The 24,926-nt window shown below is 72.7% G+C and carries 22 protein-coding genes; 16 read left to right on the forward strand and 6 right to left on the reverse strand.

Features of this window, described 5'->3' with window-relative positions:
* Positions 1-26 precede the first annotated feature (26 nt).
* Both ABZ887_RS16960 and ABZ887_RS16965 read left to right on the forward strand, forming a co-directional pair.
* Positions 27-1,223: an adenosine deaminase gene (locus ABZ887_RS16960; protein WP_361289409.1), complete on the forward strand. Its 1,197-nt coding sequence runs from the start codon at positions 27-29 to the stop codon at positions 1,221-1,223.
* Positions 1,224-1,278: 55 nt separating this feature from the next.
* Positions 1,279-1,956 carry a glycerophosphodiester phosphodiesterase gene (locus ABZ887_RS16965; protein ID WP_361289412.1) on the forward strand — a complete coding sequence of 226 codons (678 nt, stop codon included), beginning with the start codon at positions 1,279-1,281 and terminating at the stop codon, positions 1,954-1,956.
* A 79-nt stretch (positions 1,957-2,035) separates the two neighbouring features.
* On the opposite strand, the gene ABZ887_RS16970 is transcribed toward ABZ887_RS16965, so the two are convergent.
* On the reverse strand, positions 2,036-3,736 hold the full coding sequence (locus ABZ887_RS16970) for a sigma-70 family RNA polymerase sigma factor (protein ID WP_361289415.1): 1,701 nt from the start codon (positions 3,734-3,736) through the stop codon (positions 2,036-2,038).
* A 653-nt stretch (positions 3,737-4,389) separates the two neighbouring features.
* Here ABZ887_RS16970 and ABZ887_RS16975 point away from each other — a divergent pair.
* The 5 genes from ABZ887_RS16975 (at position 4,390) to ABZ887_RS16995 (ending at position 9,054) form a co-directional block, all read left to right on the forward strand.
* Positions 4,390-5,319 (forward strand): ATP-binding cassette domain-containing protein, encoded by a 930-nt coding sequence (locus ABZ887_RS16975; protein WP_361289418.1) that lies wholly within the window; start codon positions 4,390-4,392, stop codon positions 5,317-5,319.
* Positions 5,319-6,143: an ABC transporter permease gene (locus ABZ887_RS16980; protein WP_361289420.1), complete on the forward strand. Its 825-nt coding sequence runs from the start codon at positions 5,319-5,321 to the stop codon at positions 6,141-6,143. The genes ABZ887_RS16975 and ABZ887_RS16980 overlap by 1 nt, the downstream gene beginning before the upstream one ends.
* 49 nt (positions 6,144-6,192) lie before the next feature.
* A complete protein-coding gene (locus tag ABZ887_RS16985; protein ID WP_361289423.1) occupies positions 6,193-7,569 on the forward strand; it encodes a histidine kinase in 1,377 nt (458 codons plus the stop codon).
* The gene (locus ABZ887_RS16990) at positions 7,566-8,225 is read left to right on the forward strand and encodes a response regulator transcription factor (protein WP_361289426.1); all 660 of its coding nucleotides are present in this window, start codon (positions 7,566-7,568) and stop codon (positions 8,223-8,225) included. The genes ABZ887_RS16985 and ABZ887_RS16990 overlap by 4 nt, the downstream gene beginning before the upstream one ends.
* A gap of 130 nt (positions 8,226-8,355) precedes the next feature.
* The gene (locus ABZ887_RS16995; protein WP_361289844.1) at positions 8,356-9,054 is read left to right on the forward strand and encodes a response regulator transcription factor; all 699 of its coding nucleotides are present in this window, start codon (positions 8,356-8,358) and stop codon (positions 9,052-9,054) included.
* 121 nt (positions 9,055-9,175) lie between these two features.
* Here the strand turns inward: ABZ887_RS16995 and ABZ887_RS17000 are convergent, their stop codons facing one another.
* From ABZ887_RS17000 to ABZ887_RS17010, 3 genes are all read right to left on the reverse strand, one after another.
* A complete protein-coding gene (locus ABZ887_RS17000) occupies positions 9,176-9,592 on the reverse strand; it encodes a nuclear transport factor 2 family protein (protein ID WP_361289429.1) in 417 nt (138 codons plus the stop codon).
* Between the two features lie 100 nt (positions 9,593-9,692).
* Positions 9,693-10,394, reverse strand: coding sequence for an SDR family oxidoreductase (locus tag ABZ887_RS17005; protein ID WP_361289432.1), 702 nt, complete (start codon positions 10,392-10,394; stop codon positions 9,693-9,695).
* A 163-nt stretch (positions 10,395-10,557) separates the two neighbouring features.
* Positions 10,558-11,658 (reverse strand): MBL fold metallo-hydrolase, encoded by a 1,101-nt coding sequence (locus ABZ887_RS17010; protein ID WP_361289436.1) that lies wholly within the window; start codon positions 11,656-11,658, stop codon positions 10,558-10,560.
* Positions 11,659-11,977: 319 nt separating this feature from the next.
* On the opposite strand from ABZ887_RS17010, the gene ABZ887_RS17015 reads away from it, so the two are divergent.
* The 4 genes from ABZ887_RS17015 (at position 11,978) to ABZ887_RS17030 (ending at position 17,044) form a co-directional block, all read left to right on the forward strand.
* On the forward strand, positions 11,978-12,454 hold the full coding sequence (locus tag ABZ887_RS17015) for a MarR family transcriptional regulator (protein WP_361289439.1): 477 nt from the start codon (positions 11,978-11,980) through the stop codon (positions 12,452-12,454).
* A gap of 266 nt (positions 12,455-12,720) precedes the next feature.
* Complete coding sequence (locus ABZ887_RS17020; RefSeq protein WP_361289442.1) at positions 12,721-14,424, forward strand: NAD-dependent malic enzyme; 1,704 nt, start codon at positions 12,721-12,723, stop codon at positions 14,422-14,424.
* A gap of 69 nt (positions 14,425-14,493) precedes the next feature.
* Positions 14,494-15,396 carry a LysR family transcriptional regulator gene (locus ABZ887_RS17025; RefSeq protein ID WP_361289445.1) on the forward strand — a complete coding sequence of 301 codons (903 nt, stop codon included), beginning with the start codon at positions 14,494-14,496 and terminating at the stop codon, positions 15,394-15,396.
* A gap of 259 nt (positions 15,397-15,655) precedes the next feature.
* Positions 15,656-17,044 (forward strand): MFS transporter, encoded by a 1,389-nt coding sequence (locus ABZ887_RS17030; protein WP_361289448.1) that lies wholly within the window; start codon positions 15,656-15,658, stop codon positions 17,042-17,044.
* On the opposite strand, the gene ABZ887_RS17035 is transcribed toward ABZ887_RS17030, so the two are convergent.
* Both ABZ887_RS17035 and ABZ887_RS17040 read right to left on the reverse strand, forming a co-directional pair.
* Positions 17,039-17,575, reverse strand: a complete 537-nt coding sequence (locus tag ABZ887_RS17035) for a DUF3291 domain-containing protein (RefSeq protein WP_361289451.1) — start codon at positions 17,573-17,575, stop codon at positions 17,039-17,041. The two genes, ABZ887_RS17030 and ABZ887_RS17035, sit on opposite strands and share 6 nt — an antisense overlap.
* Before the next feature lie 31 nt (positions 17,576-17,606).
* A complete protein-coding gene (locus ABZ887_RS17040; protein WP_361289454.1) occupies positions 17,607-18,311 on the reverse strand; it encodes a transcriptional regulator in 705 nt (234 codons plus the stop codon).
* Positions 18,312-18,876: 565 nt separating this feature from the next.
* Between ABZ887_RS17040 and ABZ887_RS17045 the strand changes: the two genes are divergently transcribed.
* The 5 genes from ABZ887_RS17045 (at position 18,877) to iolD (ending at position 24,925) form a co-directional block, all read left to right on the forward strand.
* On the forward strand, positions 18,877-19,764 hold the full coding sequence (locus ABZ887_RS17045) for a sugar phosphate isomerase/epimerase (protein ID WP_361289457.1): 888 nt from the start codon (positions 18,877-18,879) through the stop codon (positions 19,762-19,764).
* 530 nt (positions 19,765-20,294) lie between these two features.
* A complete protein-coding gene (gene iolC, locus ABZ887_RS17050; RefSeq protein ID WP_361289461.1) occupies positions 20,295-21,278 on the forward strand; it encodes a 5-dehydro-2-deoxygluconokinase in 984 nt (327 codons plus the stop codon).
* Between the two features lie 4 nt (positions 21,279-21,282).
* Positions 21,283-22,155, forward strand: coding sequence for an aldolase (locus ABZ887_RS17055; RefSeq protein ID WP_361289464.1), 873 nt, complete (start codon positions 21,283-21,285; stop codon positions 22,153-22,155).
* Positions 22,152-23,045, forward strand: a complete 894-nt coding sequence (iolB, locus tag ABZ887_RS17060) for a 5-deoxy-glucuronate isomerase (protein WP_361289467.1) — start codon at positions 22,152-22,154, stop codon at positions 23,043-23,045. Before ABZ887_RS17055 ends, iolB begins: the two co-directional genes overlap by 4 nt.
* Positions 23,042-24,925: a 3D-(3,5/4)-trihydroxycyclohexane-1,2-dione acylhydrolase (decyclizing) gene (iolD, locus tag ABZ887_RS17065; RefSeq protein ID WP_361289470.1), complete on the forward strand. Its 1,884-nt coding sequence runs from the start codon at positions 23,042-23,044 to the stop codon at positions 24,923-24,925. The genes iolB and iolD overlap by 4 nt, the downstream gene beginning before the upstream one ends.
* Position 24,926 lies beyond the last annotated feature (1 nt).

A 24,926-nucleotide genomic window follows, 5' to 3' on the forward strand; every position in this document is an offset into this window, starting at 1 on the left:
CCCTCTCCTGCGCGCATGCCGCCGCCATGCTACGGCCCGGCCCCCGGCCGACCTCCGGCCCGGCCTACGATGACCCCGAGTCACCGATCAGCCGATCACCGCGTCGGGCCCCACGGCCGTACCCCGCCATGGGCGGCCCGCGCCGTTCCGGGGAGGAACCCTTGTCCGACCGTCTCGCCGAATCCGCCGCCCCGCGCGATGTGCACGCCTTCATCGCGGGACTGCCCAAGGCCGAACTGCACGTCCACCACGTCGGCTCCGCCTCCCCCCGCATCGTGTCGGAACTGGCCGCCCGGCACGCCGACTCCAAGGTCCCGACCGACCCCGAGGCGCTGGCCGACTACTTCACGTTCACGGACTTCGCCCACTTCATCGACGTCTACCTGTCGGTGGTCGACCTGATCCGCACGCCCGAGGACGTCCGGCTGCTCACCTACGAGGTGGCCCGTGACCTGGCCCGCCAGCAGGTGCGCTACGCCGAGCTGACGATCACCCCGTTCTCGTCCACCCGGCGCGGGATCGACGCGCGGGCCTTCATGGACGCGATCGAGGACGCGCGGAAGGCGGCGGAGGCCGAGTTCGGCACGGTGCTGCGCTGGTGCTTCGACATCCCCGGCGAGGCGGGTCTGGAGGCCGCCGAGGAGACGGCACGGCTGGCGACGGACGACCGGCTCCGCCCGGAGGGCCTGGTCTCGTTCGGTCTCGGCGGCCCCGAGGTCGGCGTGCCCCGGCCGCAGTTCAAGCCGTACTTCGACCGGGCGATCGCGGCCGGCCTGCGCTCCGTCCCGCACGCCGGTGAGACCACCGGCCCCGGCACGGTCTGGGACGCGCTGACCTACCTGGGCGCCGAGCGCATCGGCCACGGCACCAGCTCCGCGCAGGACCCCAAGCTCCTCGCCCACCTCGCCGAGCACCGCATCGCGCTCGAGGTGTGCCCGACCTCCAACATCGCCACCCGCGCGGTCCGCACCCTCGAAGAGCACCCGATCAAGGACTTCGTGGCCGCCGGGGTCCTGGTCACGGTCAACTCCGACGACCCGCCGATGTTCGGCACCGACCTGAACAACGAGTACGCCGTCGCCGCCCGCCTCCTCGGCCTCGACGAGCGCGGCGTCGCGGACCTCGCCAAGAACGCGGTGGAGGCGTCCTTCCTGGACCTGGCGGGCAAGGCGAGGATCTCGGCCGAGATCGACGCCTACACGAAGGCGTGGCTCGCCTCCTGACGATCCCCGGCGGAACCGCTGCGGAACCCCTGCCGAACCCTGAGACCATGGGCTCATGCAGACCGTGACCGCCGTGGCCCACCGCGGCGACCCCTACCGCTTCCGCGAGAACACGCTCGACTCCCTGCGTTCCGCGCTCCGCCGGGGCGCGGACGCGGTGGAGACGGACGTACGGCTCACCCGGGACGGCGTTCCCGTCCTCCTGCACGACGACACGCTCAAGCGGCTGTGGGAGCACGACCGCCCGCTGCGCACCCTGTCGGCGGACGAGGTGCGCGGCCTCACCGCGGGCGGTGTCCCGACCCTCGCCGAGGCGCTGACGGCGACGGAGGGCAGCCGGGTGATGCTCGACCTGCCCGGGGACCCGAGCGAGCGGGCGGTGGCGAGGATCGTGGCCGTGGCCCGGGAGTGCGACGCGACGGACCGCGTCTACTACACGGGGGACGCCGTCGCGATGCTGGCGGTCCGGGCGGCCGACCCGTCCGCCGAGATCGCCCTGACCCGCAAGACCCTGGCCCCGACCCGCCCCGCGCTCCTGGCCGCGATCCGCCCCCGCCACCTGAACTACCGCTTCAGTCTGCTCGACCCCGGACTGGTCGAACACGTCCACCGCACCGGCCACCTGGTCTCCTGCTGGACCCCGGACACCCGCCGCTCGATGCGCCGCCTGCTGGACATGAGCGTCGACTCCATCACGACCAACAGGGTGGATCTTCTCGACTCCATGCGCTGAGGCGCCCCGTCAGGGGCGCGGGGCTGTACCTGACATGCGGCTCCGCCGCGCGGGCGGGACAAGCCCCCACCGGCCCGCGCTAAACCCGCGACCGTTGAGCCACCGTCGCCGGATCACCCGGCACCGACCGCGTCGCATACTGCGGAACCGGCGCCGCATCGGTCCCGTCGTCCCGCACCAGCCCGTACCGAGTCGCCCCCTCCGGCGGCCCGGAAAGAACATCCTTCTCCACCGTGTCCCACGACGACGGAAACACGCTCACCCCGTAGTCGGCCCCCCGCTCGTTCACCGTGAACGTCACGCTGCCGTCGACGTAGTAGTACTCGTTCTGCCACATCTGCTGCGCCCCCGACGGCAGCACCGCATACCCGACCGCCGAGTTCCCCATCCCCGTCGCGGACGTGTCCGTCGTGCTCACCCGGTCGTCCATCCGCCGCCCGCCCCCGGACGCCACGTGGAAGATCTTCCCCTTCAGCCCGGTCCAGCTCGGCATCACCAGGCTCCCGGCCCGGTACTGCGGTGAGATCTGCCAGCGGACCAGCACATAGCCCTGTCCACTGAGGGTCACGCTGTCGCCGCGGTGGTTCAGCACCGCGTGTGCCCCGCCGCTGCTGGTGATCCCGCCCTCCGGCCGGTGCGGCAGCGCACCCGGCTTCGTGTCCGGGTCCGGCGCCGTGTCGGCCGCGTCGACGACCGAGCCGTAGACCGCCGCGCTCGCCGAAGCCGAGGAGGACGGGGACGGGGAGGAGGACGGCGGGGCGGAAGAGGGCGGCGAGGGAGTGGTGGCCGGCGCCTGCGGCACCGCACGCGTGACCGCCGCCGTCGGCGACACCGCGGTCCGCGGCGCCGGGTCGTGCGGCGTCCGTACGACGACATACGCGCCGCCCGCCACGATCGTCGCCCCGGCGGTCACCGCCACCGCCGGCTTGGCCAGCGCGCCCAGCACCTTCGCCGACCAGCCGGCGGACGCGGAACCGCCCGCGGCCGCGGCCGCCGTCTTGGAGCCGAGCGCCAGCGACAACGCGAATCCGACCGGGACCGGCACCAGGGCGATCCCGACCAGCAGCCGTTCCGCCGGTACGACGGAGTCACGGGTGTCGCCGCAGTAGCCGCAGCCCCGGATGTGCCGGGCCAGCCGCTTGCGCCAGACGGAGTCGGGCCGCCCGTCCCAGCGGGCGGTCAGCTCGCGCAGTTCGGGGCAGGCCCCGTCCAGCGCGCGCACGATGCCGCGCGAGGTCTCCAGCCGCTCCTTCATCCGCTGCACGCGGACAGCGGCGTGCTGCCGGTTGATGCCGACGGCCGACGCCAGTTCGCGCCGGGTGAGTTCGCCCGACACCTCCAGCCACCACAAGGACACCAGCTGCCGGTCCTCGGCGTCCAGCCAGCGCACGGCCTCCGCGACCTCTCGCCGCTGCCCCTCCAACTGGAGCCGCAGCACGGTGAGTTCGGCGAAGTCGGCGGTGCCGTCCGGGACCGCCTCGTCCAGTTTCCGGTCCTGCCTGCGGCGCGCCCGGTCCCGGATCTGCCGCATGGCGATGGCCACCAGCCAGGACCGGAAGCTGTCCGGGTCGCGCAGGGTGCCGAGGTTGTCGACGGCGCGCAGCATCGTCTCCTGGACGACGTCGTCCACGTCGGCGTGGCCGTTGAGGGCGCGGCCGACCACGTTGTAGACCAACGGCAGCCAGCCCTCGACCAGTTCGTCCAGCGCACGCCGGTCGCCCGCCTGCGCGGCCGCGACCGTCGCCCGCCACTGCCGCGACAGCTGCACGTCCGTCCTCATAACCGCACCTTCTCAGCAGGGGCGGTGGCCTTGGCAATGTCGGGGATCACAGTGTGGAGACGGAGTACGGGGTTCCGGGATAACACTTTTCTCGCCCCGGGTTCCCCGCGGCCCGTCTGCCGGGGTCGCCGCGCTCACGCGGGAGTGAGAGTGAGCGCGCCCGTGCAGGTGGTGCCGGGGGGTGAGGGCGGTCGGTGTGCCGTCGACCGTGAGGGTGAGGGTCCGGCCCGCCCGCGCCCGCACCGTCGCGTCGGCGTCGACGACCAGCTTCGTCAGGTACGACGTGCCGGTCACCGTCCACTCCGATCCCGCGCCCAGCGTCACGATCACGCCCTCGACGCGGGTGCGCTCGAAGGACGCGAGCGCCCGCGGACCGGCAGAAGCGGTCCGCCCCTGTGAATCGGCCGTCTGGCCATGGCCATGCGAGATATGAACCATGGCCCGACGGCCGGTCGCCCGGACGCGCGGTCGCACGGCCACCCGCCCGCGAGGTCGCCCCTGGGGATGACCGGCCATTGGTACCCCGGTACCAGTCCCCCGCCGAAGATTCCCCCCGGGTCCCAGGGTCCAAAGGCCGCCCGCTCCTACCTTCGACAGCAGACACCGCGACGAGACCGACCGCGGCCGAGTGCGAGGCAGGAAGGCCCAGCTCCATGATCGAAGCGCGCGAACTGACAAAGCGCTATGGCGACAAGACCGTCGTCGACCGTCTCAGCTTCACCGTGAAGCCCGGCGAGGTGACCGGCTTCCTCGGCCCCAACGGCGCGGGCAAGTCCACGACGATGCGGATGATCGTCGGCCTGGACGCGCCCACCCGCGGCTCGGTCACCGTCAACGGCCGTTCCTACGCCGGGCACTCCGCGCCCCTGCACGAGATCGGCAGCCTCCTGGAGGCCAAGTCCGTGCACCCGGGGCGCAGCGCGCTCAACCACCTTCTGGCGCTCGCGTACACGCACGGCATTCCGCGCCGCCGCGTCGACGAGGTCATCGAGCTGGCCGGGCTCACCAGCGTGGCCGGCAAGCGGGTCGGTGCCTTCTCGCTCGGCATGGGCCAGCGGCTCGGCATCGCCTCGGCGCTGCTCGGCGACCCGGCGATCGTGATGCTCGACGAACCGGTCAACGGCCTCGACCCCGAGGGCGTGCTCTGGGTCCGCAACCTGCTGCGTCAACTGGCCGACGAGGGGCGGGCCGTGATGCTCTCCTCGCACCTGATGAGCGAGACCGCGCTGATCGCCGACCACCTGGTGATCATCGGCCGGGGCAGGCTGCTCGCGGACACCACGGTCGAGGACTTCACCCGGGAGGCGGGCGGCGGTGGCGTGAAGGTCGTCACCGGCGAGCCCGTGCGGCTGCGCTCGCTGCTGGCCGGACCCGACGTCACGATCACCTCCTCGTCCGCCGAGGAGCTGCTGGTCGCGGGCCGGGACGCCCGGGAGATCGGGACGATCGCCGCCCTGCACGGCGTGACGCTGTACGAGCTGACCCCGCAGGCCGTCTCGCTGGAGACGGCGTTCATGGACCTCACCCGGGACGTGGTCGAGTACCAGAGCGCTCCGGCCGGCACCGCACGAAAGGCCGCCTGATGACCGTCACCAGCATCGCCCCCGCCCGCCCGACGACCTACAAGGTGACCGGCGGCCGGGTGCTGCGCTCGGAGTGGGCCAAGTTCTGGTCGCTGCGCTCCAGTTGGATCACCCTCGCGGTCGCCGTGTTCCTGCTGGTCCTGTTCGGGACGATCGCCAGCTACACCTACAGCGCCGGCACCACGGCGGGCGGCCCGCCCGGCCGGGACACCGGCGCGAGCGACGCGGTCAGCCTGGCCCTGACCGGCGTGACCTTCGCGTCGCTGGCCGTGGGCGTGCTCGGGGTGCTGCTGTCGGCGGGCGAGTACAGCACCGGCATGATCCGGTCCACGCTCACCGCCGTCCCGCGCCGGCTCCCGGTGCTGTGGGCGAAGGCCGCCGTGCTCGGCCCGATCGCCCTGGTCCTCAGCACGCTCGGCGCGCTGGCCGCGTTCGGTCTGGGCTCGCCCGGTCTGGACGGCGAGAAGATCTCCCTGTCGCTGGGCGACGACGGGGTGCTGCGCAGCCTCGCCGGAGCCGGCCTCTACCTCGGTCTGGTCGCCGTCTTCGGCGTGGCGCTGGGCGTGCTGCTGCGCAACTCCGCCGGGGCCATCGCCTCCCTGGTCGGCATCCTGCTGATCCTGCCCGGCCTGGCCTCGCTGCTGCCGGACTCCTGGTACGACACCCTCAGCCCCTACTTCCCGAGCAACGCCGGCGAGGCGGTGTACGCGCTGCACCAGTCCTCCGACGCCCTGTCGCCCGGGGCGGGCATCGCGGTCTTCGCCGGCTGGGTCGCCCTGACCCTGGCCGGGGCGGCGTACCGGCTGGTCAGGACCGACGTCTGAGCCGGGCCCGGCACACCCGACACCCCTGGACCCGAGGACAATGGTCGACATGAGTCCGCCGCACCGCGCGGCAGCCGCCGGGGACACCGCCCGGGGGACGGCGAGCACGCCGTCCCCCGGGTTCGACGCGGCCTGGGCGCATCCGCTGCTGGGCCGGATGCTGCGTGACCGCAGCCGCCGCCGGCAGCTGGACCGGCGGCATCCGTGGCTGCTCGACACCGCGACGGTGCTGTTCATGCTGCTGGTCAGCCTGCCGGACCTGCTGATGGTCGACCACGGATCCCCCTTCGGGGACGAGGCCGCCCGGGACGCGCTGCGGCCCGCTGTCCTGTACGTCTTCGTCGCCGCGCTGGTCGTTCCGCTGTGGTGGCGCCGCCGGGCCCCGGCCACCGTGTACTTCACGATCCTCGCGGTGAACCTGGTCGAGTGGTCGGCGGGGGTCTGGCTGCGGGCGGGCACCGCCACGCTCATCGCCCTGTACACCCTGGCCCGCAACGGCTCCCTGCGCGTACTGGGCTGGGCGGTCGGCCTGAGCGTCGGCTCGCTGGCCCTGGCCGTCTACGCCCTGGCGCCGATCGAGCATCCGCTGCTCGGCTCCTTCTTCCTGCTGGGCACCATGACCGCGGCGGTCGCCGTCGGCCTGACGGTCCGGATCCGGGGGCTGTACCTGGCGGCCCTGGAGGACCGCGCCCGGCAGCTGGAGGTCGAGCAGGAGCAGCGGGTGCGGCTGACCGCGGCCGCCGAGCGGTCCCGGGTAGCGCGGGAGATGCACGACATCGTCGGCCACAACCTCTCCGTGATGGTCAGCGTCGCCGACGGCGCGGCGGTCCTCGCCGGCAACCGGGGCGAGCGGTCCGCGGAGTCCCTGCGGATCCTGGGCGACACCGGTCGGCAGGCGATGAGCGAACTGCGCCGGGTCCTCGGCGTGCTGCGCGAGGGCGCCGACGACGAACGGCCGCTCGCGCCGCAGCCGGGCATCGCGGACCTGGACCCGCTGCTGGCCCGGGTCCGGGCGGCGGGACTGCCGGTGACGTACCGGACGGTGGGCGACCCGGACGCGCTGGGCGACGGCGTCCAGCTCACCGTCTACCGGATCGTCCAGGAGTCGCTGACCAACACCCTCAGGCACGCGGGGCCGGGCGCGTCCGCCGAGGTGAGGGTGGCCGTCGCGCCCGGCGAGGTGCGGGTCCGGGTCGCGGACACCGGCACGGCGCCGGAGCCGGAGCCGTCCGACGACACCGCCGGTCACGGCCTGGTCGGCATCCGGCAGCGGGCCGCGATGTACGGCGGCACGGTCGTCGCCGGGCCGCGCGAGGGCGGCTCCGGCTGGCTGGTCGACGTCGTCCTCGACGTGCCCTCCGCGCCACCCGGATCGCCCGCATCGCCCGCACCACCCGCCCCGCCGGCTCCGGGAGAGCAGCTGTGACGACCGTACTGATCGCCGACGACCAGCCGCTGCAGCGGATGGGCGTGCGGATGCTGCTGGAGGGCACGCCCGGTCTCGAGCCGGTCGGTGAGGCGGAGCACGGCGCGGAGGCCGTGCGGCTCGCCGCCGAACTGCGGCCGGACGTCGTCCTCATGGACATCCGGATGCCCGGCATGGACGGCCTGGAGGCGACCCGGCGGATCGTCGCCACCGGCGGCCGCACCCGCGTCCTCATCGTGACCACCTTCGACCTCGACGAGTACGCGTACGACGGGCTGCGCGCGGGGGCCAGCGGCTTCCTGCTCAAGGACGCCCGCCCGGAGGAGCTGGTCGCGGGCATCCACGCGGTGGCCAGCGGCGAGGCCGTGGTGGCGCCCTCGCTGACCCGGCGCCTCCTGGACGCCTACGCCCACCGGGTACTGGCGCCCACCGCCGCCGTCGAGGACCCCCGGCTGCGCTCGCTGTCCGACCGCGAGCGCGAGGTCCTGGTCGCCATCGGCATGGGCTGGAACAACACCGAGATCGCCGAGCGCCTCGTGCTCACCGAGTCGACCGTCAAGAAGCACGTCGGCCGGGTCCTCGCCAAGATCGGGGCACGGGACCGGATCCAGGCCGTGATCACGGCGTACGACGCCGGACTGGTCCGCGCCAAGTAGGCCGGACCGCCGCTCCTGGCACCGGCCGCCGGGTGGTGGGACCCCCCTCTCCCGATGCGCCGGTTCCAGGCGTAGCATGTGAACGAAACTGTTTCGTTCACGGAACGGACCTCGCATGGAGAAGACAGGCATGGTCTCCGTACTCGTCGTCAACGACCAATCCCTCCAGCGCCTCGCCCTGCGCATGCTCCTCGCCGCCGAGCCCGGTCTGACGGTGGTCGGGGAGGCGGCGGACGGGGACGAGGCGATCCGTGCGAGCGCCGCCCTCCACCCTGACGTCGTCCTGATGGACAGCCACCTCGCCCGCGCGGACGCGATCGACACCATCCGGCGCATCGCCCGCCCGGCCGCCCGGACCCGCGCCCCCGGCTTCACCGGCGAGGCGGCGGCCCTCTCCCGGGTCCTGGTGCTGACCGCGGCCGAGCAGGAGGCGGATGCCTGGGCGGCCCTGCGGGCGGGCGCCGGCGGCTTCCTGCTCGACGACGCCGACCCGGCCGAACTGACCGCGGCCATCCGGGTGGTGGCCGCCGGCGACGCCGTCATCACGCCCGGTCTGACCCGTGCGCTCATCGACGCCGTCCGCCAGCAGCACACCGTGCGCCCCCTCCCCCGCACCTCGGGACTCGGCGCCCTCACCCAGCGCGAGCGCGACGTCCTGATCGCCGTGGCCGCCGGCTGGACCAATGCCGAGATCGCGCAGTGGCTGTCCATCGCCCCGACCACCGTGAAGACCCACGTCAGCAACGTCCTCGCGAAGATCGGCGCCCGCGCCCGGGTGCAGGCGGTGACCTTCGCCTACGAGTCGGGGCTGATCCGACCGGCGGCGTGAGCGACAGCGCCCCCGAAGGGGCGCGAGTCGTATCCATATGCGGCTCCGCCGCGCGGGCGCGACCAGCCACCACGGCGCCGCAGCCGGCAGACGCCCCATCGCGGCACCTCCGGCGGAACGCCTAGAAGCTCTCGCCGCCCAGCGCCTTGAGGAACGCCAGCGGGTTCCAGTACTCGCGGTACCTGACGATCCTGCCGTCCTTGAACGTCACGAACGTCGCGTAGCTCATGTCGTACGGGTTCCCGTTGGCCAGCACCCGGCCGGTGACGCTCCAGTCGGCGACGGCCGTGTCCGGGTCGTCGGTGGCGTGGACGGTCGCCGACGTGATCCGGTGCACGTCGATGAGGTCGGGGTAGCCCTTCAGGTACTCGTAGACGGCCGCCCGGCCCTCCAGCCGGGCGGGGCTGCCCTCGGGGGCGAAGGGGAACTCGACGACGACGTTCTCGTCGCACTGGTCCGCCCAGGCCTTCATGTCCTTGGAGAGGAAGATGTCGAGGCTGCGCTGCACCAGGTCGGCAGCGGAAAGGGGCTCGCTCATGGTTCGTTTCCCATCGTGATGCGAAGTGGGCCACGCATTAATGTGGCTAGCCACATAATTACTTGGCTAGCCACATAAGTCGAGCGATCCGGTCCACGGTTCACGTGAACAGGCCCCCGCCGTCCACGGTCAGGATCTGACCGGTCAGCGCCTCGGCCGCGTCGCCCGCCAGGAAGCCGACCGTCGCCGACACATCCTCGGGCGTCAGCGCGCGGGGCAGCGCCTGCCCGGCCCGCGAGGCCTCGAAGGCGGCGTCCGCCTGGTACGCCGTGGACGCGGTCCGGGTCAGCCCGGGCGCCACGCCGGTCACCGCGATCCCGTACCGCCCGAGCGAGGCGGCGAGCGACCGGGTGAGGCCGGTCAGTGCGCCCTTGCTGGTCACGTACGCCAGCAGATCCGGGCTCGGCGGCTTCCAGAAGGTGTCGGAGACGATGTGCACGATCCGGCCGAAGCCGCGCTCCCGCATCCCGGGCACGAACGCCTGGGCGAGCAGCACCGCGGACTCGACGTTGACCGCTTGGACCCGGCGCCAGGCGTCCAGGTCGACGGTCTCCACCTCCATCAGGTCGGTGGCGGCGGCCGCGTGCACCAGCACGTCGCACCGCCCGTGCTCGGCCAGCACGCGGCGCGCGCCCGCCCGTACGTCCTCGGCGTCGGCCAGGTCGCAGACGATGTCGCCGGCGCGGTCCAGGACCCGTACGACATGGCCGCGCGCGGTCAGCTCGCGCACGATGGCGCCGCCGATGGCCCCGGCCCCGCCCACGACGACGGCGACCCTGGGGGTGGTGGGGGTTTCGGACATCAAGTGCTCCAGACGATGGTGAGGGTGGGGCGGTGGTGGGTGCGGGCGGCGACGCGTGCGCCGGTGCGGTACGCCGGCGGCTGCCCCGGCCGTCGACGTACCGCACCGGCCGTCTCTGTTGCTCGCGTAAGCAATTATCTGGGGATGGGGAACCGAAACCCGGTCAGTCGTGGATGGCGCTGCCCAGGCCCAGGTCCAGCCGGAGGGACTCCACCAGCGAGAAGGCGCTGCTCTCGGTGAAGACGTCGGCCGCGGCGAGCGTGCCGGTGTACTTGGCCGCGACCGGGGCCGCCGCCTGCCGGCAGACCTCGTCGAGCCACGTCTTGACGACGGCCCAGATGTTGTTGCCGTACTTCGCCGCATAGACGCCGTAGTCGACGGTCCCGAGGACCTGCTCGATCGACGCGGTCAGGTCGTCGATGTACTGCTGGTGCACGGTGACGTCGGCCCGGGTGCCGAGCCGCCCCATGTGACCGGCGATGTGGTGCTTCCAGGGGTACGACAGCGCCTTGGCCGGAGCGGCGAGGTAACCCTGGATGTCCTCGCTGTAGTTGAGCGCGCCGAACGGGGCCCAGCCCGGGATGGTGATGTCAACCAGCATCAGCGTGTCGTGGTGCGGGAACCGGATGTAGATGTTGTCCGGCGCGTGGTTGCTGCCGTGGTGGGCGAGTTCGACCCGCTCGCCGCCGACGTGCAGGGTGTAGCGGTCGGCGAAGGTGACGTCGGGCGCGGGCTTGTTCGGGTTGTTGTCGCGCAGCAGCAGCCGGCGGTTCTCCTCGTGCCCGATCCGGACCACGTGCTTGCCGAAGAGCCCGGACGCGCCGACGTGGTCGGAGTGGTGGTGCGAGTGGACGATGTGGGTGACCTTGTTGCTGGTGCCGTTGGCGGCGGCGATCTCGTCTATCGCGCGCTGCAGGTTGTGGCCGATGGTCGGCGGGGCGTCGAACAGCACGACCCCGTCCCGGATGGTGAGGAAGGCGGCCTGGTAGTCGCCGTCGGTCACCCAGTAGAGATTGCGCTGGACGCGGCCCACGTAGTAGCCCTGGCTGTTCACCGCCGGGCCGAGGGAGCCCGCGGGCACCGGCGCGTAGTCCGGCAGGCCGGCACCGGAGGAGCCGGCGGCCGAGGCGCGCGCGGTGGCCGCCGAGGCCGTCGTCGCGGTGCCGCCGGCGACCAGGGCCGCGGCAGCCGGTACGGCGGTGGCCGCGGCGACTCTGGCGAGGAACGAACGGCGGTCGGTTCCGGATGCGGAGCTGGATGACATGTCGATTCCTTTCGGAACGGTTCCGGGCAGGCCAGGGCGATCCGCCCCATCGGCTCCCGCCCGGCGCAACGCGTTCACCGTAGCCCCGAATAGCTTGCCTAAGCAAGCAACTTGTTCGGGGGTGCAGTGCGGTTCCGGACATGCGCAGACCCTCGGAAGTCCGCCGGAGAACCGGCTCTCAACACCCGCTCCGACTAAGGTATTCCCAGCCCCGGAAGCGGCCGGGCGGCGAGTTTCCGCCCGCCGCCTCCCACCGTCTTCCACCACCGCCCGCCACCGCCCGCCACCGCCCGCCACCGCCCGTCAGACGAGGAGCACCATGCCAGCCGCGAAGCCCGACCCGGTGATGCCTCGGCCCAGCCTCGTCGAGCGCGCCCCGGTCAGCTTCGGGCTCTTCGCGCTCTCCCGCGAACTGCACGGCTACGGCGCCGAACTCCTCCTGAAGCTCGGCCTGCACCCCGGTCAGGAACTGATCCTGATGCGGCTCTTCGACCGGGACGGCCAGACCCAGGCCGAGCTGCAGCAGGCGGTCGGGCTCGACCACTCCACGGTCTCGCGGTCGATCCGCCGCATGGAGGACGCCGGTCTGGTCGCCCGGGCCCGCGCCGAGCACGACCGCCGGGCCTTCATCGTCTCGCTCACCGCCGACGGCGAGGCGCTCCGCGAGCCGCTCGCCGACCTCTGGACCACGCTCGACCGCCTCGCCACCGAGACCCTGCACCGGCTGCGGGGCGCCGACTTCCTCAGCACGGTCGCGGAACTCGAACGCGCCTACGCCACCGCCCGCCGCGGCTGACCGCCGAGGAGCCCCGTCACCCGGTCTCCACTGCGATGCGCGCCACAAACGGGTCGTGGGCCGCCGCCCGGAGTCCGTGAAACACGCAGGTGACGCACCACCCATGCGCGAGGTTCATGGATCATCCGCGTCCCAGGCATTGGACGCATGCATGCCCGACGGCCGAGGCTTGCCGGCATCACCAGTTCCCCGGAAGCGACCCGGAGCGACCCGGAGCGTCCCGGACGCGATCCTGGAAGCGATACGGAAACGGCAAGGAGCCGATCATGACGACCCAGTGGAATGCCGAAGAGGGGCGCATCGAGACCACCGACCGCGGTCGTGCCGTGCTCTCCCAGCCGCGCCTCAACCGGGGCACCGCCTTCACCTCGGAGGAACGCCGGTCGCTGGGCCTGGTGGGCCTGGTGCCGCCGGCGGTGCTGACGCTGGAGCAGCAGGCCGAGCGGGCCTACCGGCAGTACGCGGCGCAGCCGACCGACCTGGCCAAGAACGTCAACCTCACCGGGCTGCACGACCGCAACCAGGTGCTCTTCTACCGCCTGCTCGGCGACCACCTCGACGAGATGCTGCCCATCGTCTACACCCCCACCGTCGGCAAGGCGATCCAGCACTACAGCAACGAGTACCGGCGCCCGGCCGGCGTGTACCTGTCGGTGCACGCCCCGGAGGAGATCGAGGGCGCGCTGACGGCCGCCGGTCTGGGCCCCGACGACGTCGACCTGATCGTCGCCACGGACGGCGAGGCGATCCTCGGCATCGGCGACTGGGGAGTCGGCGGCATCGACATCTCGGTGGGCAAGCTCGCCGTCTACACCGCCGCGGCGGGCATCGACCCGAACCGCACCCTGGCGGTGATGCTGGACGTCGGCACCAACCGGCAGGAACTCCTCGACAACCCGCTCTACCTCGGCAACCGGCACCCGCGCGTGGACCGGGAGACGTACGACGCCTTCATCGACGCCTACGTCACCACCGCCCGCCGGCTCTTCCCGAACGCCCTGCTGCACTGGGAGGACTTCGGCGCCTCCAACGCCCGCCGTATCCTGGAGCGTTACCGCCCGACCGAGTTCACCTTCAACGACGACGTCCAGGGCACCGGTGCCGTCAACCTCGCCGCCGTGCTCTCCGGGGTGAAGGCCAGCGGGACTCCGCTGCGCGACCACCGGGTGGTGATCTTCGGCGCGGGCACCGCCGGCATCGGCATCGCCGACCAGCTGCGGGACGCCATGGTCGCCGACGGGCTGAGCACCGAGGAGGCCACCGCCCGCATCTTCGGCGTCGACCGCCACGGCCTGCTCACCGCGGACCAGGAGGACCTGCGCGACTTCCAGGTTCGCTACGCCCGCCCGTCCGTCGAGGTCGCCGACTGGCGGCGGGACGAGAAGGTCGGCGGCATCGCGCTGGCCGAGGTGGTCGGGCGGGTCCGGCCGACGGTCCTGATCGGCACCTCCGGCCAGGGCGGCTCCTTCACCGAGGAGATCGTCCGCACGATGGCCGCCCACACCGAGCGCCCCATCGTGCTGCCGATGTCCAACCCGACGGACCTGGCCGAGGCGGTCCCAGCCGACCTGCTGGCCTGGACCGACGGCCGCGCCCTGATCGCCACCGGCAGCCCGTTCCGCCCGGTCGAGCAGGACGGGGTCGTGTACCGGATCGGGCAGGCCAACAACGCGCTGGTCTTCCCCGGCCTCGGCCTCGGCGCGATCGTCGCCCGGGCCACCCGGGTCACCGACGGCATGCTGGTCGCGGCCGCGCACGCCGTCGCCGGCCAGACGGACACCGACGGCCCGGGCGCGCCGATCCTGCCCCTCACCGACCAGCTGCGCGAGACCTCGGTGGCGGTCGCGGTGGCGGTGGCCCGGGCCGCGGCCGCCGACGGAGTGGCCGGCACGACCGTCGACGACTCCGTGGAGAAGCGGGTCAGGGCCGCCATGTGGCAGCCGGTGTACCCGCCGATCAGGGCCGTCTGACCGGCCGGGAGCCGCCCATGCCTCCTGCGCCTCGATACGGCCCGTCCGATGCGGCACGAGAATGGGAGCATGGATCTCCAGGTACTCCGCTCCTTCCAGGCCGTGGCCGAGGGCATGACGGTCACGGAGGCCGCGGCCGCCGCCCACATCACCCAGCCCGCCCTGTCCCGGGCCCTGAACCGGCTGGAGAGCGAGGTCGGCGCGGAACTCCTCCAGCGGGTCGGCCGGGTGCTGCGACTCACCCCGGCCGGGCGGGTGTTCAAGGAGTACGTCGACACCGTGCTCGACAGTTACGACCGGGGGCGGCGGGCCGTGGCCGAGGTCGTCGACCCCGACGCGGGCGTGGTCTCGCTGGCCTTCCTGCACACCCTGGGCACCTGGCTGGTACCGAGGCTGGTCACCGGGTTCCGGCAGCGCTTCGCCGCCGTCCGGTTCGAACTGCACCAAGCCGACGAGAACGGCCTCGCCCAGCACCTCCTGGACGCCACCGCGGACCTGATCATCACCGGCCGGGACCCCGGCCATCCGCTGATCACCTGGCGCCGGCTCCTGGTCGAGCCCCTCTGGCTCGCCGTCCCGGCCCGCCACCGCCTCGCACAGCGCCGGCGCGTCCGGCTGGCCGAGGTCGCGGACGAGCAGTTCATCGTGCTCAAGCCCGGCTACGGCCTGCGCAGCGTCACCGAGACCCTGTGCCGCCAGGCCGGGTTCGGCCCCCTCGTCGGTTTCGAGGGCGAGGAGGTGGAGACCCTGCGCGGCCTGGTGGCGTCCGGACTCGGTGTCTCCCTGATCCCGGCCGCGCCGGACACCGTCACGGATCCGGAGGCCAACCCGGACCTCCCCGTCCGCTACCTCGCACTCACCGACGTGCAGGCCGTCCGCGACATCGGCATCGCCCGGCCCACCTCCCGCACCCTGCCCCCGGCCTCCCACCGCTTCCTGGACCACGCCCTGAGCACCGCGGCCCAGTCCTGACGGAACACGGCCGCGAACGTCTCGTCGTCTTGGAACGTCGTGCCCGGAGGGTAGACGAGTCGAGCAATGTTGGTCAGAATCTCGACGCGGGCAAAAAAGATGCCCCACATTCCGGGGTCGGCCGTCAGGACGCCGACGCCAGTCCCTCGCCGCTCAGCGCTGCGAGCCCCCGCGTACGACGGGTACTCCCGTCACCCGCCACCGATGTCACATCCGCTTCGGGCTGACCCACCTCAGCGCCGGCAAGGGAGCTCACGACATGCAGGCCGCTTCTCCCCACCAGACAGCACACGCACCCCGGCAACTGCGCCGGGCGGTGACCTCCAGCTTCCTGGGCAGCGTCATCGAGTACTACGACTTCCTGCTGTACTCCACCGCCGCGGCGGTGGTCTTCCCGCACGTCTTCTTCTCCGACCTCGGTCCCACGGCCGCCACCCTCGCCAGCTTCACCACCTTCGCCACCGGCTACCTGGCCAGGCCGCTGGGCGGAATCGTCTTCGGGCACTTCGGGGACCGGCTCGGCCGCAAGCGGATGCTCGTGGTGACGATGTCCCTGATGGGTGTCGCCAGCTTCCTCATCGGCGCCCTGCCCACCTACGGCCAGGCCGGCACCCTGGCACCGGTCTGCCTGCTGCTCCTGCGCATCGTCCAGGGCGTGGCGGTGGGCGGCGAGTGGGGCGGTGCCGTGCTCCTGTCCGCCGAGCACGCGACCGGCCGGCGCGGGCTGTGGGCGAGCTTCACCAACGCCGGGGCCCCCTTCGGCATGGCGGTCTCCACGGTGGCCATGTCGGTGACGTCCGCCGCGGTCGGCGAGGACGCCTTCCTCTCCTGGGGCTGGCGCATCCCCTTCCTGCTCAGCGTGGTGCTGTTGGCGATCGGCCTGTTCGTCCGGGTGCGGGTGACCGAGACACCGGTGTTCGCCCGGGCGGAGCGGGAGCAGAAGACGCTGGCGTCGGCGCCGCGCCGGTCCCTCCCGCTGTGGGACGTGCTGCGCCATCACCCCCGGGTGCTGCTGCTGGGCATCGGGGTCGGCCTGTCCGCGTTCGTCTTCCAGGGCACGGTGACCACGTTCCTCATCTCCTACGCGGTGCAGGGCGGCTTCCCCCGGCAGACGGTGCTCAACAGCCTCGCGGTGTCCTCCACGCTGGCGGTGGCCGGCATCATCGGCTGGTCGGCGCTGTCCGACCGGCGGGGCCGGCGTCCGGTGGTCATGGCGGGCGCGGTGGCCGTGGGCGCCTACGCCTTCGCGCTGTTCCCGCTGGTCGACACCGGCAGCACCGGGCTGCTCGTGCTGGCGCTGATACTCGGGCAGTCGCTGGTCCACCCGATGATGTACGGCCCGCTCGCCGCGCTGTACACGGAGCTGTTCTCCACCCGGAGCCGCTACACCGGCGCTTCCCTCGGCTACCAGATCGCGGGGCTGGGCGCCGGCTTCGCCCCGCTGCTCTTCACCGAGGTGCAGGCCGACGCCGGTTCCGGGGCGATGCTGCTCGTCTCCGCGATCATCGCCGGGTTCTGCCTGCTGACGGTGGTGTGCCTGGCCCTGCTCGGCGAGACCAGCCGCACCGATCTCACCACCGGCACGGGCGCGGACGCCCCGGCCCGCCTGCCCGTCGACGGCCGGCCGGAGACCGCCCAGGCGTCATGACCCGTGCGGGGCGGCTTCCGCGACGGGGTGCGGCCCCGGGGCGGCCCCGTCGGCGGCGGCCCCGGAGACGGCCTCCGCGGCCGAGTAGGCGGCGGCGAAGGTGAACGCGCGCGCCGACGGCCCGTGCGCGCGCAGGTCAGCGAGCCGTTCCAGGGCCTCGCCGGTGGTCGGGAGATGACCGGCGGGGACCCACCAGAGCACCAGATGTGCCTCGGCGGGCCGCTGGAACCAGTCGCGCCGCCGCCGCATCACGTCGAGGTGCTCACTGCGGTAGGTGAAGCCCCACAGCGCCTCCTGTGTCTCCCACACCGTCAGGTTGACGATGACGTCCTCCCCCGCCGGGCGCAGGGCGGTGGCGTCGTCCGACCCCTCCTCCACTAGCCGCCACACGAAGCCGGGCGCGTCGTCGGCGGCGGCGTTGACCGTGTCGAGCATCTCGACGAACGGCGCCATGCGCGGGTCGTCCAGGGGGAAACGGAGCGTGGCGACGTTCAGCTGGGCGAGGTGGGCGTCGTACCCGGATGCGGTCATGGCCTCATACCAGCACGCCCCCCCTTCTATGTCAATCATCGTTGTTTTTAGAAGACTCCAGCACCACGCAGCACTCACCCGGCCGGGCGTCCATGCGGGCCCGGACGGGACCGTCGGCGCCGAGCAGCCCCTCCAGCAGCGCGAGGTTCATGCCGCAGACGAGCGGCGGGAAGCGTTCGGCGACGGCGTGGAAGGGGCAGTTGCGCATGCGGACGACGGGCGCGGCGGCTCCGGTCGCCCCCTCGGCAGCGGCGCCGGTGTCGTCCCCGGCGTCTTCCAGGTGCGGTTCGTACCCGCGGGCCGCGACCATCTCCATGGCCTCGTCGAGGCTGCCGCAGGGCGCCGCCGAGCCGCGCAGGGTCTCGCCGCGGCGGCGCGCGGCCGCGCAGAGCCCGGCGTCCAGCCCGGCCTGCTCGGCGGCCTCGGCGAGCAGTTCGGCGGCGGTGCGGTAGTCACGGGCGGGCAGGGACACGATCCGCTCGCCCCGTGCCCGCGTGTACACCTTGGCGGGCCGGCCCGCACCCGGCCCCGAGCGCCCGGTCAGGCGGCGGCTGCCGGTGTCGAGCAGTCCGGCCTCGGCCAGCCGGTCCAGGTGGTGCGCGGCGAGCGTGCGCGCCACCCCGGTCGCCTCGGCGGCCTCGTTGCGGCCGACCTCGCGGCCCTGCGCCGCCACGTACTCGTACAGCCTGCGGCGCACCGGATCGTGCAACGCCGCGATCGCGTCGATGTCGTTCACCCGCCCATTCTAGGAACAACAGAGGTTGGAGATAGAAGGCCCGGTCCGCCGCCGTGGCCTCCGTGGCGGACGTGGCCTCCGTGGTCTCCGTGGCCTCCGTAGCGGACGGTGCTGCCGTGGCGGACGGTGCTGCCGGGACCCGCTCGCCCCACGGGAAATTGACGGCCCCGATGACGGGAATTTGATGGATTCGAGGGCTTCACCAAATCCCCTCGCGAACCTAGCGTTGCGAGCACGCGAACGGCCTGGCCGTTGGCCGTGGGAGGCCGGTCGGCGTTCGCCACGGCCGCGCGCCGACGGTTTCCCGAACGGAGAGGGCGATGACGCCCGTGGACTTGCTGATCGGCGGTCGGTGGCAGCCGGCCCGGGAGCCGGGCAGACCCGAGAGGTCACGTCCCCGTTCGGCGGCCCTGCGGTTCGACGACGGGCACGGTCGCGCTCGCCGGAGCCGCGGTGTGGCGCCGTACCGCAGCCGGGGCGGCCCGTTCCGCCCCGATGCCCCTCTCCCCCGCCGCCCGACGGCCGCGGTCGCCGACCCCCACTGGAACCACCGAAAGGCCACGGCATGACCACCCCACAGCTGAACCGGATCGCCGGCGCGCCCATCTCCTGGGGCGTGTGTGAAGTACCCGGCTGGGGCTACCAGTTGACGCCCGAGCGGGTGCTGAAGGAGATGCGCGAGGTCGGCCTGGCCGCCACCGAGTTCGGCCCCGACGGCTTCCTGCCCGCCGCCCCCGACGCGATGGCCCGCGTCCTCGCCGACCACGACCTGCACGCCGTCGGCGGCTTCACCCCCCTGCTCCTGCACGTCCCCGGCCACGACCCGCTGCCCGAGGCGGAACAGCTCCTGGAGAACTACGCCGCCTCCGACGCGGAAGTCCTCGTCCTGTCCGCCATCACCGGCCAGGACGGCTACGACTCCCGCCCCGAACTCGACGCCGACGGCTGGAAACTGCTCCTGTCCAACCTCGACCGGCTCACCGCACTGGCGGCCGAGCGCGGGGTACGGGCCGTCCTGCACCCGCACGTCGGCACGATGATCGAGAACGGCGACGAGGTCCGCCGCGTCCTGGAGCACTCCTCGATCTCCCTCTGCCTCGACACCGGCCACCTGCTCATCGGCGGCACCGACCCCGCCGAACTGACCCGCCAGGCACCCGAGCGGATCGCCCACACCCACATGAAGGACGTGGACGCCTCCCTCGCCGCCAAGGTCCAGTCCGGCCGCCTCAGCTACACCGACGCCGTCCGCGCGGGCATGTACCGCCCGCTGGGCGCCGGCGACGTCGACGTCGAGGCGATCGTCACGCACCTCGCCGCCCGCGGCTACGACGGCTGGTACGTCCTGGAGCAGGACACCATCCTCACCGCGGAACCCAAGGAGAAGGGCCCGGTCGAGGACGTGTGGGCCAGCGCGGAGCACCTGCGCTCGGTTCTGCGAGGCGTCGCGTAGCCGCCTGCCGCGTACGGACGCGGTCCGCGGAGCACGGACCGCGGAACCGCGGATCGGCCGGCGCGGGTGGGGCGCCGGTGAGCCGTGCTCCGGCCGGTGCGGGAGAGCCGTGTGCCGACCGACGCGGGTGAGCGGCCCCGTGCCGGTCGGGCGTCGGCTTCCCGTTGGGCGGGTTCGGCCTCCAGGTCGGCCATGGCCTCGCCGCCGGCCATCAGGTCGGTGATCTCCTCGCGGGTGCGTTCGCCCTTGCGGAAGTCGTCGGCCTTCCGGCGTCGCGCGGGCTGTCGAACTCCGCCCGCGCGCCGTCGATCTCGATGGTGCCGGTAGGAGGATCCCGGATGCCGAGGATCAGGCTGGCCCAGCCGGAGTTCCAACCGGTGTCGCAGATGCCTGGGCGTGACGTGTCACATGGCACACATCATCACGACATCCTATTGACATGACATTTGTACGGACGGCATCGTACTGTCACAGAGGACGCTGCTAAAGCGCTCTAAAACCATCACCGTCATGGGGCGAAGGGAACCAGCGTGAAGCCGTACGACGTGCTGACCATGGGCCGGGTCGGAGTGGACGTGTATCCGCTCCAGACGGGTGTGGGGCTGGCGGAGGTCACCTCGTTCGGCAAGTACCTGGGCGGCAGCCCTACGAACGTCGCGGTCGCGGCGGCCCGGTACGGCCGCCGGGCCGCGGTGATCACGAAGACCGGCCGGGACCCCTTCGGCGACTTCGTCCGCACGGCGCTCGACGGCTACGGCGTGGACAGCCGCTTCGTGGGGACGTCGGAGATCGCTCCGACACCGGTGACGTTCTGCGAGATCTTCCCCCCGGACGACTTCCCGCTCTACTTCTACCGTCTGCCCAAGGCCCCCGACCTGGACATCCGGCCCGACGAGCTGGACCTGGACGCGGTCCGCGAGGCGGCCGTGTTCTGGATCACCGGGACCGGGCTGAGCGAGGAGCCGAGCCGTTCGGCGACCCTGGCTGCCCTGGAGCACCGGGCCAAGGCGGGCACGACGGTGTTCGACCTGGACTGGCGGCCGATGTTCTGGAAGAGCACGGCCCGGACCGGGTCGGCCGAGGCGCGGTCGTACTACCGGGAGGCCCTGCGGCACACCACCGTCGCGGTCGGCAACATCGACGAGTGCGAGGTCGCCACCGGCGAACGCGACCCGCTCGCCGCGGCAGAGGCGCTGCTGGCGGCCGGGGTGGAACTGGCCGTCGTCAAGCAGGGCCCCAAGGGCGTCCTGGCCATGGACCGGGACGGCTCGGTCGCCGAGATCCCGCCGGTGCCCGTGGACGTGGTCAACGGGCTCGGGGCCGGTGACGCCTTCGGCGGTGCCCTGTGCCACGGCCTGCTCTCCGGCTGGGACACCACGCGCACGGTGGCCTTCGCCAACGCGGCCGGCGCCCTGGTGGCGGGCCGCCTGTCCTGCTCCGACGCCATGCCGACCGAGGCCGAGGTCGAGGCGAAGCTGCGCGGGACGACCGATGCCTTCGAGCGAGAGGTGTGACGACGTGCTGTCCGACAACGTGAGCCGGATCGTGGCCGCCCGGGTGCACGATCCCGGCGCCGTGGCCGCCGCGGCGGCCCGCCGGGTGAAGGCGACCTCGCTGCTCGGCGAGCACGGCAAGGCGATGATCATCGCTGCCGACCACCCCGCCCGCGGCGCCAACGGCGTCGGCGCGGACCCCCTTGCCATGGCGGACCGCTTCGAACTCCTGGACCGCCTCTGCACCGCCCTGGAACGCCCCGGCGTGACCGGGGTCCTCGGCACCGCCGACATCCTGGAGGACCTGCTGCTGCTCGGCGTCCTCGACGGCAAGTCCGTCTTCGGTTCGATGAACCGGGCGGGGCTGGCGGGCTCGGTCTTCGAGATCGACGACCGGTTCACCGGGTACGACGCGGAGACGATCGCCGCGATGGGCTTCGACGGCGGCAAGATGCTCACCCGTATCGCCCTCTCCGACCCGGCCACCCCGTCGGTCCTGCAGGACACCGCCCGAGCGGTCGACGAACTCAGCGACCGCGAACTCATCGCCATGGTCGAGCCGTTCCTGTCCGAGTGGCAGGACGGCAGGATCCGCAACGACCTGTCGACCGACGCCGTGATCAAGTCGGTCACCATCGCGTCGGGTCTCGGCCGCCGCAGCGCCTACACCTGGCTGAAGCTGCCGGTGGTCCAGGACATGGAGCGGGTCCTCGCCGCCTCCACCCTGCCCGCGCTGCTGCTGGGCGGCGAGGTCACCGACCCCGCGGCCGCCTTCGCCTCCTGGGGCCGGGCGCTCAGGCAGCCCACCGCGCAGGGCCTGGTCGTCGGCCGTTCCCTGCTCTACCCGGCGGGCGGCGATGTCGCCGGCGCCGTCGACAAGGCGGTGAGCCTGCTGTGAGCGGGACGGGCAAATACCACCTCCCGGCCGGTACTTCGGCCGACGGCCCCTACGACGTCCTGGTCACGCCGGAGTCGGCGTGCTGGGGATACTCCGGTCTCAGGATCCTGACCCTGCGGCCGGGCCAGACGCACGCCCTGTCCACCGGAGACTCCGAGTTCCTGGTACTGCCGCTGACGGGCTCGTGCACCGTCACCACGGACGGCAGCACCTTCGAACTCGCTGGCCGGACGGGCGTGTTCGCCTCGGCCACCGACTTCGCGTATCTGCCGCGCGCGTCGGAGGCCGTCATCAGCAGCGCGGCCGGGGGACGGTTCGCGCTGCCCTCCGCCCGTACCGAGCAGGGAGGTCACTCGGCTCGGTACGGGCGCAAGGAGGACGTTCCCGTCGAGCTGCGCGGCGCCGGCGCCTGCTCCCGGCAGGTCAACAACTACTGCCTGCCCGGCACCTTCGACGCCGAGCAGCTGCTGGTGTGCGAGGTCCTCACCCCCGGCGGCAACTGGTCCTCCTACCCACCGCACAAGCACGACGAGGCCCGCACCGACGCGGACGGCAATCCGGTCGAGTCGGAGCTGGAGGAGATCTACTACTTCGAGGTCTCCGGCGAGGACGGGAACGGCTTCGGCTACCAGCGGGTCTACGGCACCCCCGAGCGGCCGATCGACGTGCTCGCCGAGGTCCGCTCCGGCGACACCGTGCTGATCCCGCACGGCTGGCACGGCCCCTCGGTCGCCGCGCCCGGCTACGACCTCTACTACCTCAACGTCATGGCCGGACCCGGCCAGGACCGCGCCTGGCTGATCTGCGACGACCCCGCCCACGGCTGGGTCCGCGCCACCTGGGACGCCCAGGACGTGGACGACCGGCTGCCCTTCGGAGAGAACCGATGAAGACCGTACGACTGACCACCGCCCAGGCCCTGGTCCGCTTCCTGGCCGCCCAGTACAGCGAGCGCGACGGCCAGGAGCAGCGCCTGATCCCCGGTGTGTGGGGCATCTTCGGCCACGGCAACGTCGCCGGCATCGGCCAGGCCCTGCTGCAGGCCGCCACCACCGGCGAGGCCGACCTGCCGTACTACCTGGCGCGCAACGAGCAGGGCATGGTCCACGCGTCCGTCGCCTACGCGAAGATGCGCGACCGGCTGGCCGCCTTCGCCTGCACGGCGTCGACCGGTCCGGGCTCGACGAACATGATCACGGGTGCGGCGCTGGCCACCACCAACCGCCTGCCCGTCCTCCTCCTGCCCTCCGACATGTTCGCCACCCGCGCCGCCGACCCCGTCCTGCAGCAGCTGGAGGACACCCGCGGCGGCGACGTCACCGTCAACGACACCTTCCGCGCCGTCTCCAAGTACTTCGACCGCGTCTCCCGCCCCGAGCAGCTGGTCCCGGCGGCCCTCGCGGCGATGCGGGTTTTGACCGACCCGGTCGAGACCGGCGCGGTGACCCTCGCGCTGCCGCAGGACGTGCAGGCCGAGGCGTACGACTGGCCGGTCGAGTTCTTCCGGCGGCGGGTGTGGCACGTGGGCCGCCCGGTCCCGGAACCCGCCGCCGTCCAGCGCGCCGCCCGCTTGCTGCGGGGCGCGAAGAGGCCGCTGATCGTGGCCGGCGGCGGTGCCGTGTACTCGGGTGCGGAGACCGCGCTGCGTGCCTTCGCCGAGGCCACCGGCATCCCGGTCGCCGACACCCACGCCGGCAAGGGCGCGGTGGCGTGGGACCACCCCTACGCGGTCGGCGGGATCGGCTCCACCGGCTCCTACGCGGCCAACGAGCTGGCGAAGGACGCGGATGTGGTCCTCGGTATCGGGACCCGCTACTCCGACTTCACCACCGCCAGCCACACCGTCTTCGGCAACCCGGACGTCGCCTTCGTCAACCTCAACGTGGCCCGCCTCGACGCCGTCAAGCACTCCGCGGAGCCGCTGGTGGCCGACGCCCGCCTGGGCATCCAGGCCCTCGCCGGAGCCCTCGACGGCTGGGAGGTCGCCGAGTCCTACCGCCGCCGCACCCGTGAACTGATCGCCCGTACCCGGGAGATCGAGGAGGAGTGCTTCGCCCCCGGCCGCAGCACCGGCGACCTGCCCGCGCAGACGCAGATCCTCGGCGCGCTCAACGAGGTCCTGGACGACCGGGACGTGGTCATCAACGCGGCCGGCTCCATGCCCGGTGACCTTCAGCAGCTGTGGCGGGCCCGCGACCCGAAGGCCTACCACGTCGAGTACGCCTACTCCTGCATGGGCTACGAGGTCGCCGCCGGCGTCGGCGCGAAGATGGCCGACCCGAGCCGTGAGGTCGTCGTACTCGTCGGCGACGGCTCGTATCTGATGATGGCTCAGGAGATCGTCACCATGGTCTCCGAGGGGCTGAAGGTGATCATCGTGCTCGTCCAGAACCACGGCTTCGCGTCCATCGGCGCCCTCTCCGAGTCGCTCGGCTCGCAGCGCTTCGGCACCAAGTACCGCTACCGCAACGGTGATTCGGGGCAGCTCGACGGCGAGGTGCTCCCCGTCGACCTGGCCGCCAACGCGTCCTCACTGGGCGCCGACGTCCTGCACGCCACCTCAGTCGAGGAGTTCCGTGCGGCGATGGAGAAGGCGAAGGCCGCCACCCGCACCACCGTCGTGCACGTCGAGACCGACCTGTACGGCCCCAACCCGCCCGGCCACGCCTGGTGGGACGTCCCCGTCAGCCAGACCTCCGCCCTCGACACCACCCGCACGGCGTACGAGACCTACGCCGCCCACAAGCAGGCCCAGCGCCACTACCTGTAAG

The organism is Streptomyces sp. NPDC047061, from assembly GCF_040643955.1.
Lineage (GTDB): Bacteria > Actinomycetota > Actinomycetes > Streptomycetales > Streptomycetaceae > Streptomyces.

Excerpts from the sequence above, each read along its gene's own strand:
- ABZ887_RS16960 (WP_361289409.1), top strand. The coding sequence starts at position 27 with ATGCTACGGCCCGGCCCCCGGCCGACCTCCGGCCCGGCCTACGATGAC.
- ABZ887_RS16965 (WP_361289412.1), top strand. The coding sequence starts at position 1,279 with ATGCAGACCGTGACCGCCGTGGCCCACCGCGGCGACCCCTACCGCTTC.
- ABZ887_RS16970 (WP_361289415.1), bottom strand. The coding sequence starts at position 3,736 with ATGAGGACGGACGTGCAGCTGTCGCGGCAGTGGCGGGCGACGGTCGCG.
- ABZ887_RS16975 (WP_361289418.1), top strand. The coding sequence starts at position 4,390 with ATGATCGAAGCGCGCGAACTGACAAAGCGCTATGGCGACAAGACCGTC.
- ABZ887_RS16980 (WP_361289420.1), top strand. The coding sequence starts at position 5,319 with ATGACCGTCACCAGCATCGCCCCCGCCCGCCCGACGACCTACAAGGTG.
- ABZ887_RS16985 (WP_361289423.1), top strand. The coding sequence starts at position 6,193 with ATGAGTCCGCCGCACCGCGCGGCAGCCGCCGGGGACACCGCCCGGGGG.
- ABZ887_RS16995 (WP_361289844.1), top strand. The coding sequence starts at position 8,356 with ATGGTCTCCGTACTCGTCGTCAACGACCAATCCCTCCAGCGCCTCGCC.
- ABZ887_RS17000 (WP_361289429.1), bottom strand. The coding sequence starts at position 9,592 with ATGAGCGAGCCCCTTTCCGCTGCCGACCTGGTGCAGCGCAGCCTCGAC.
- ABZ887_RS17005 (WP_361289432.1), bottom strand. The coding sequence starts at position 10,394 with ATGTCCGAAACCCCCACCACCCCCAGGGTCGCCGTCGTCGTGGGCGGG.
- ABZ887_RS17010 (WP_361289436.1), bottom strand. The coding sequence starts at position 11,658 with ATGTCATCCAGCTCCGCATCCGGAACCGACCGCCGTTCGTTCCTCGCC.
- ABZ887_RS17015 (WP_361289439.1), top strand. The coding sequence starts at position 11,978 with ATGCCAGCCGCGAAGCCCGACCCGGTGATGCCTCGGCCCAGCCTCGTC.
- ABZ887_RS17020 (WP_361289442.1), top strand. The coding sequence starts at position 12,721 with ATGACGACCCAGTGGAATGCCGAAGAGGGGCGCATCGAGACCACCGAC.
- ABZ887_RS17025 (WP_361289445.1), top strand. The coding sequence starts at position 14,494 with ATGGATCTCCAGGTACTCCGCTCCTTCCAGGCCGTGGCCGAGGGCATG.
- ABZ887_RS17030 (WP_361289448.1), top strand. The coding sequence starts at position 15,656 with ATGCAGGCCGCTTCTCCCCACCAGACAGCACACGCACCCCGGCAACTG.
- ABZ887_RS17035 (WP_361289451.1), bottom strand. The coding sequence starts at position 17,575 with ATGACCGCATCCGGGTACGACGCCCACCTCGCCCAGCTGAACGTCGCC.
- ABZ887_RS17045 (WP_361289457.1), top strand. The coding sequence starts at position 18,877 with ATGACCACCCCACAGCTGAACCGGATCGCCGGCGCGCCCATCTCCTGG.
- iolD (WP_361289470.1), top strand. The coding sequence starts at position 23,042 with ATGAAGACCGTACGACTGACCACCGCCCAGGCCCTGGTCCGCTTCCTG.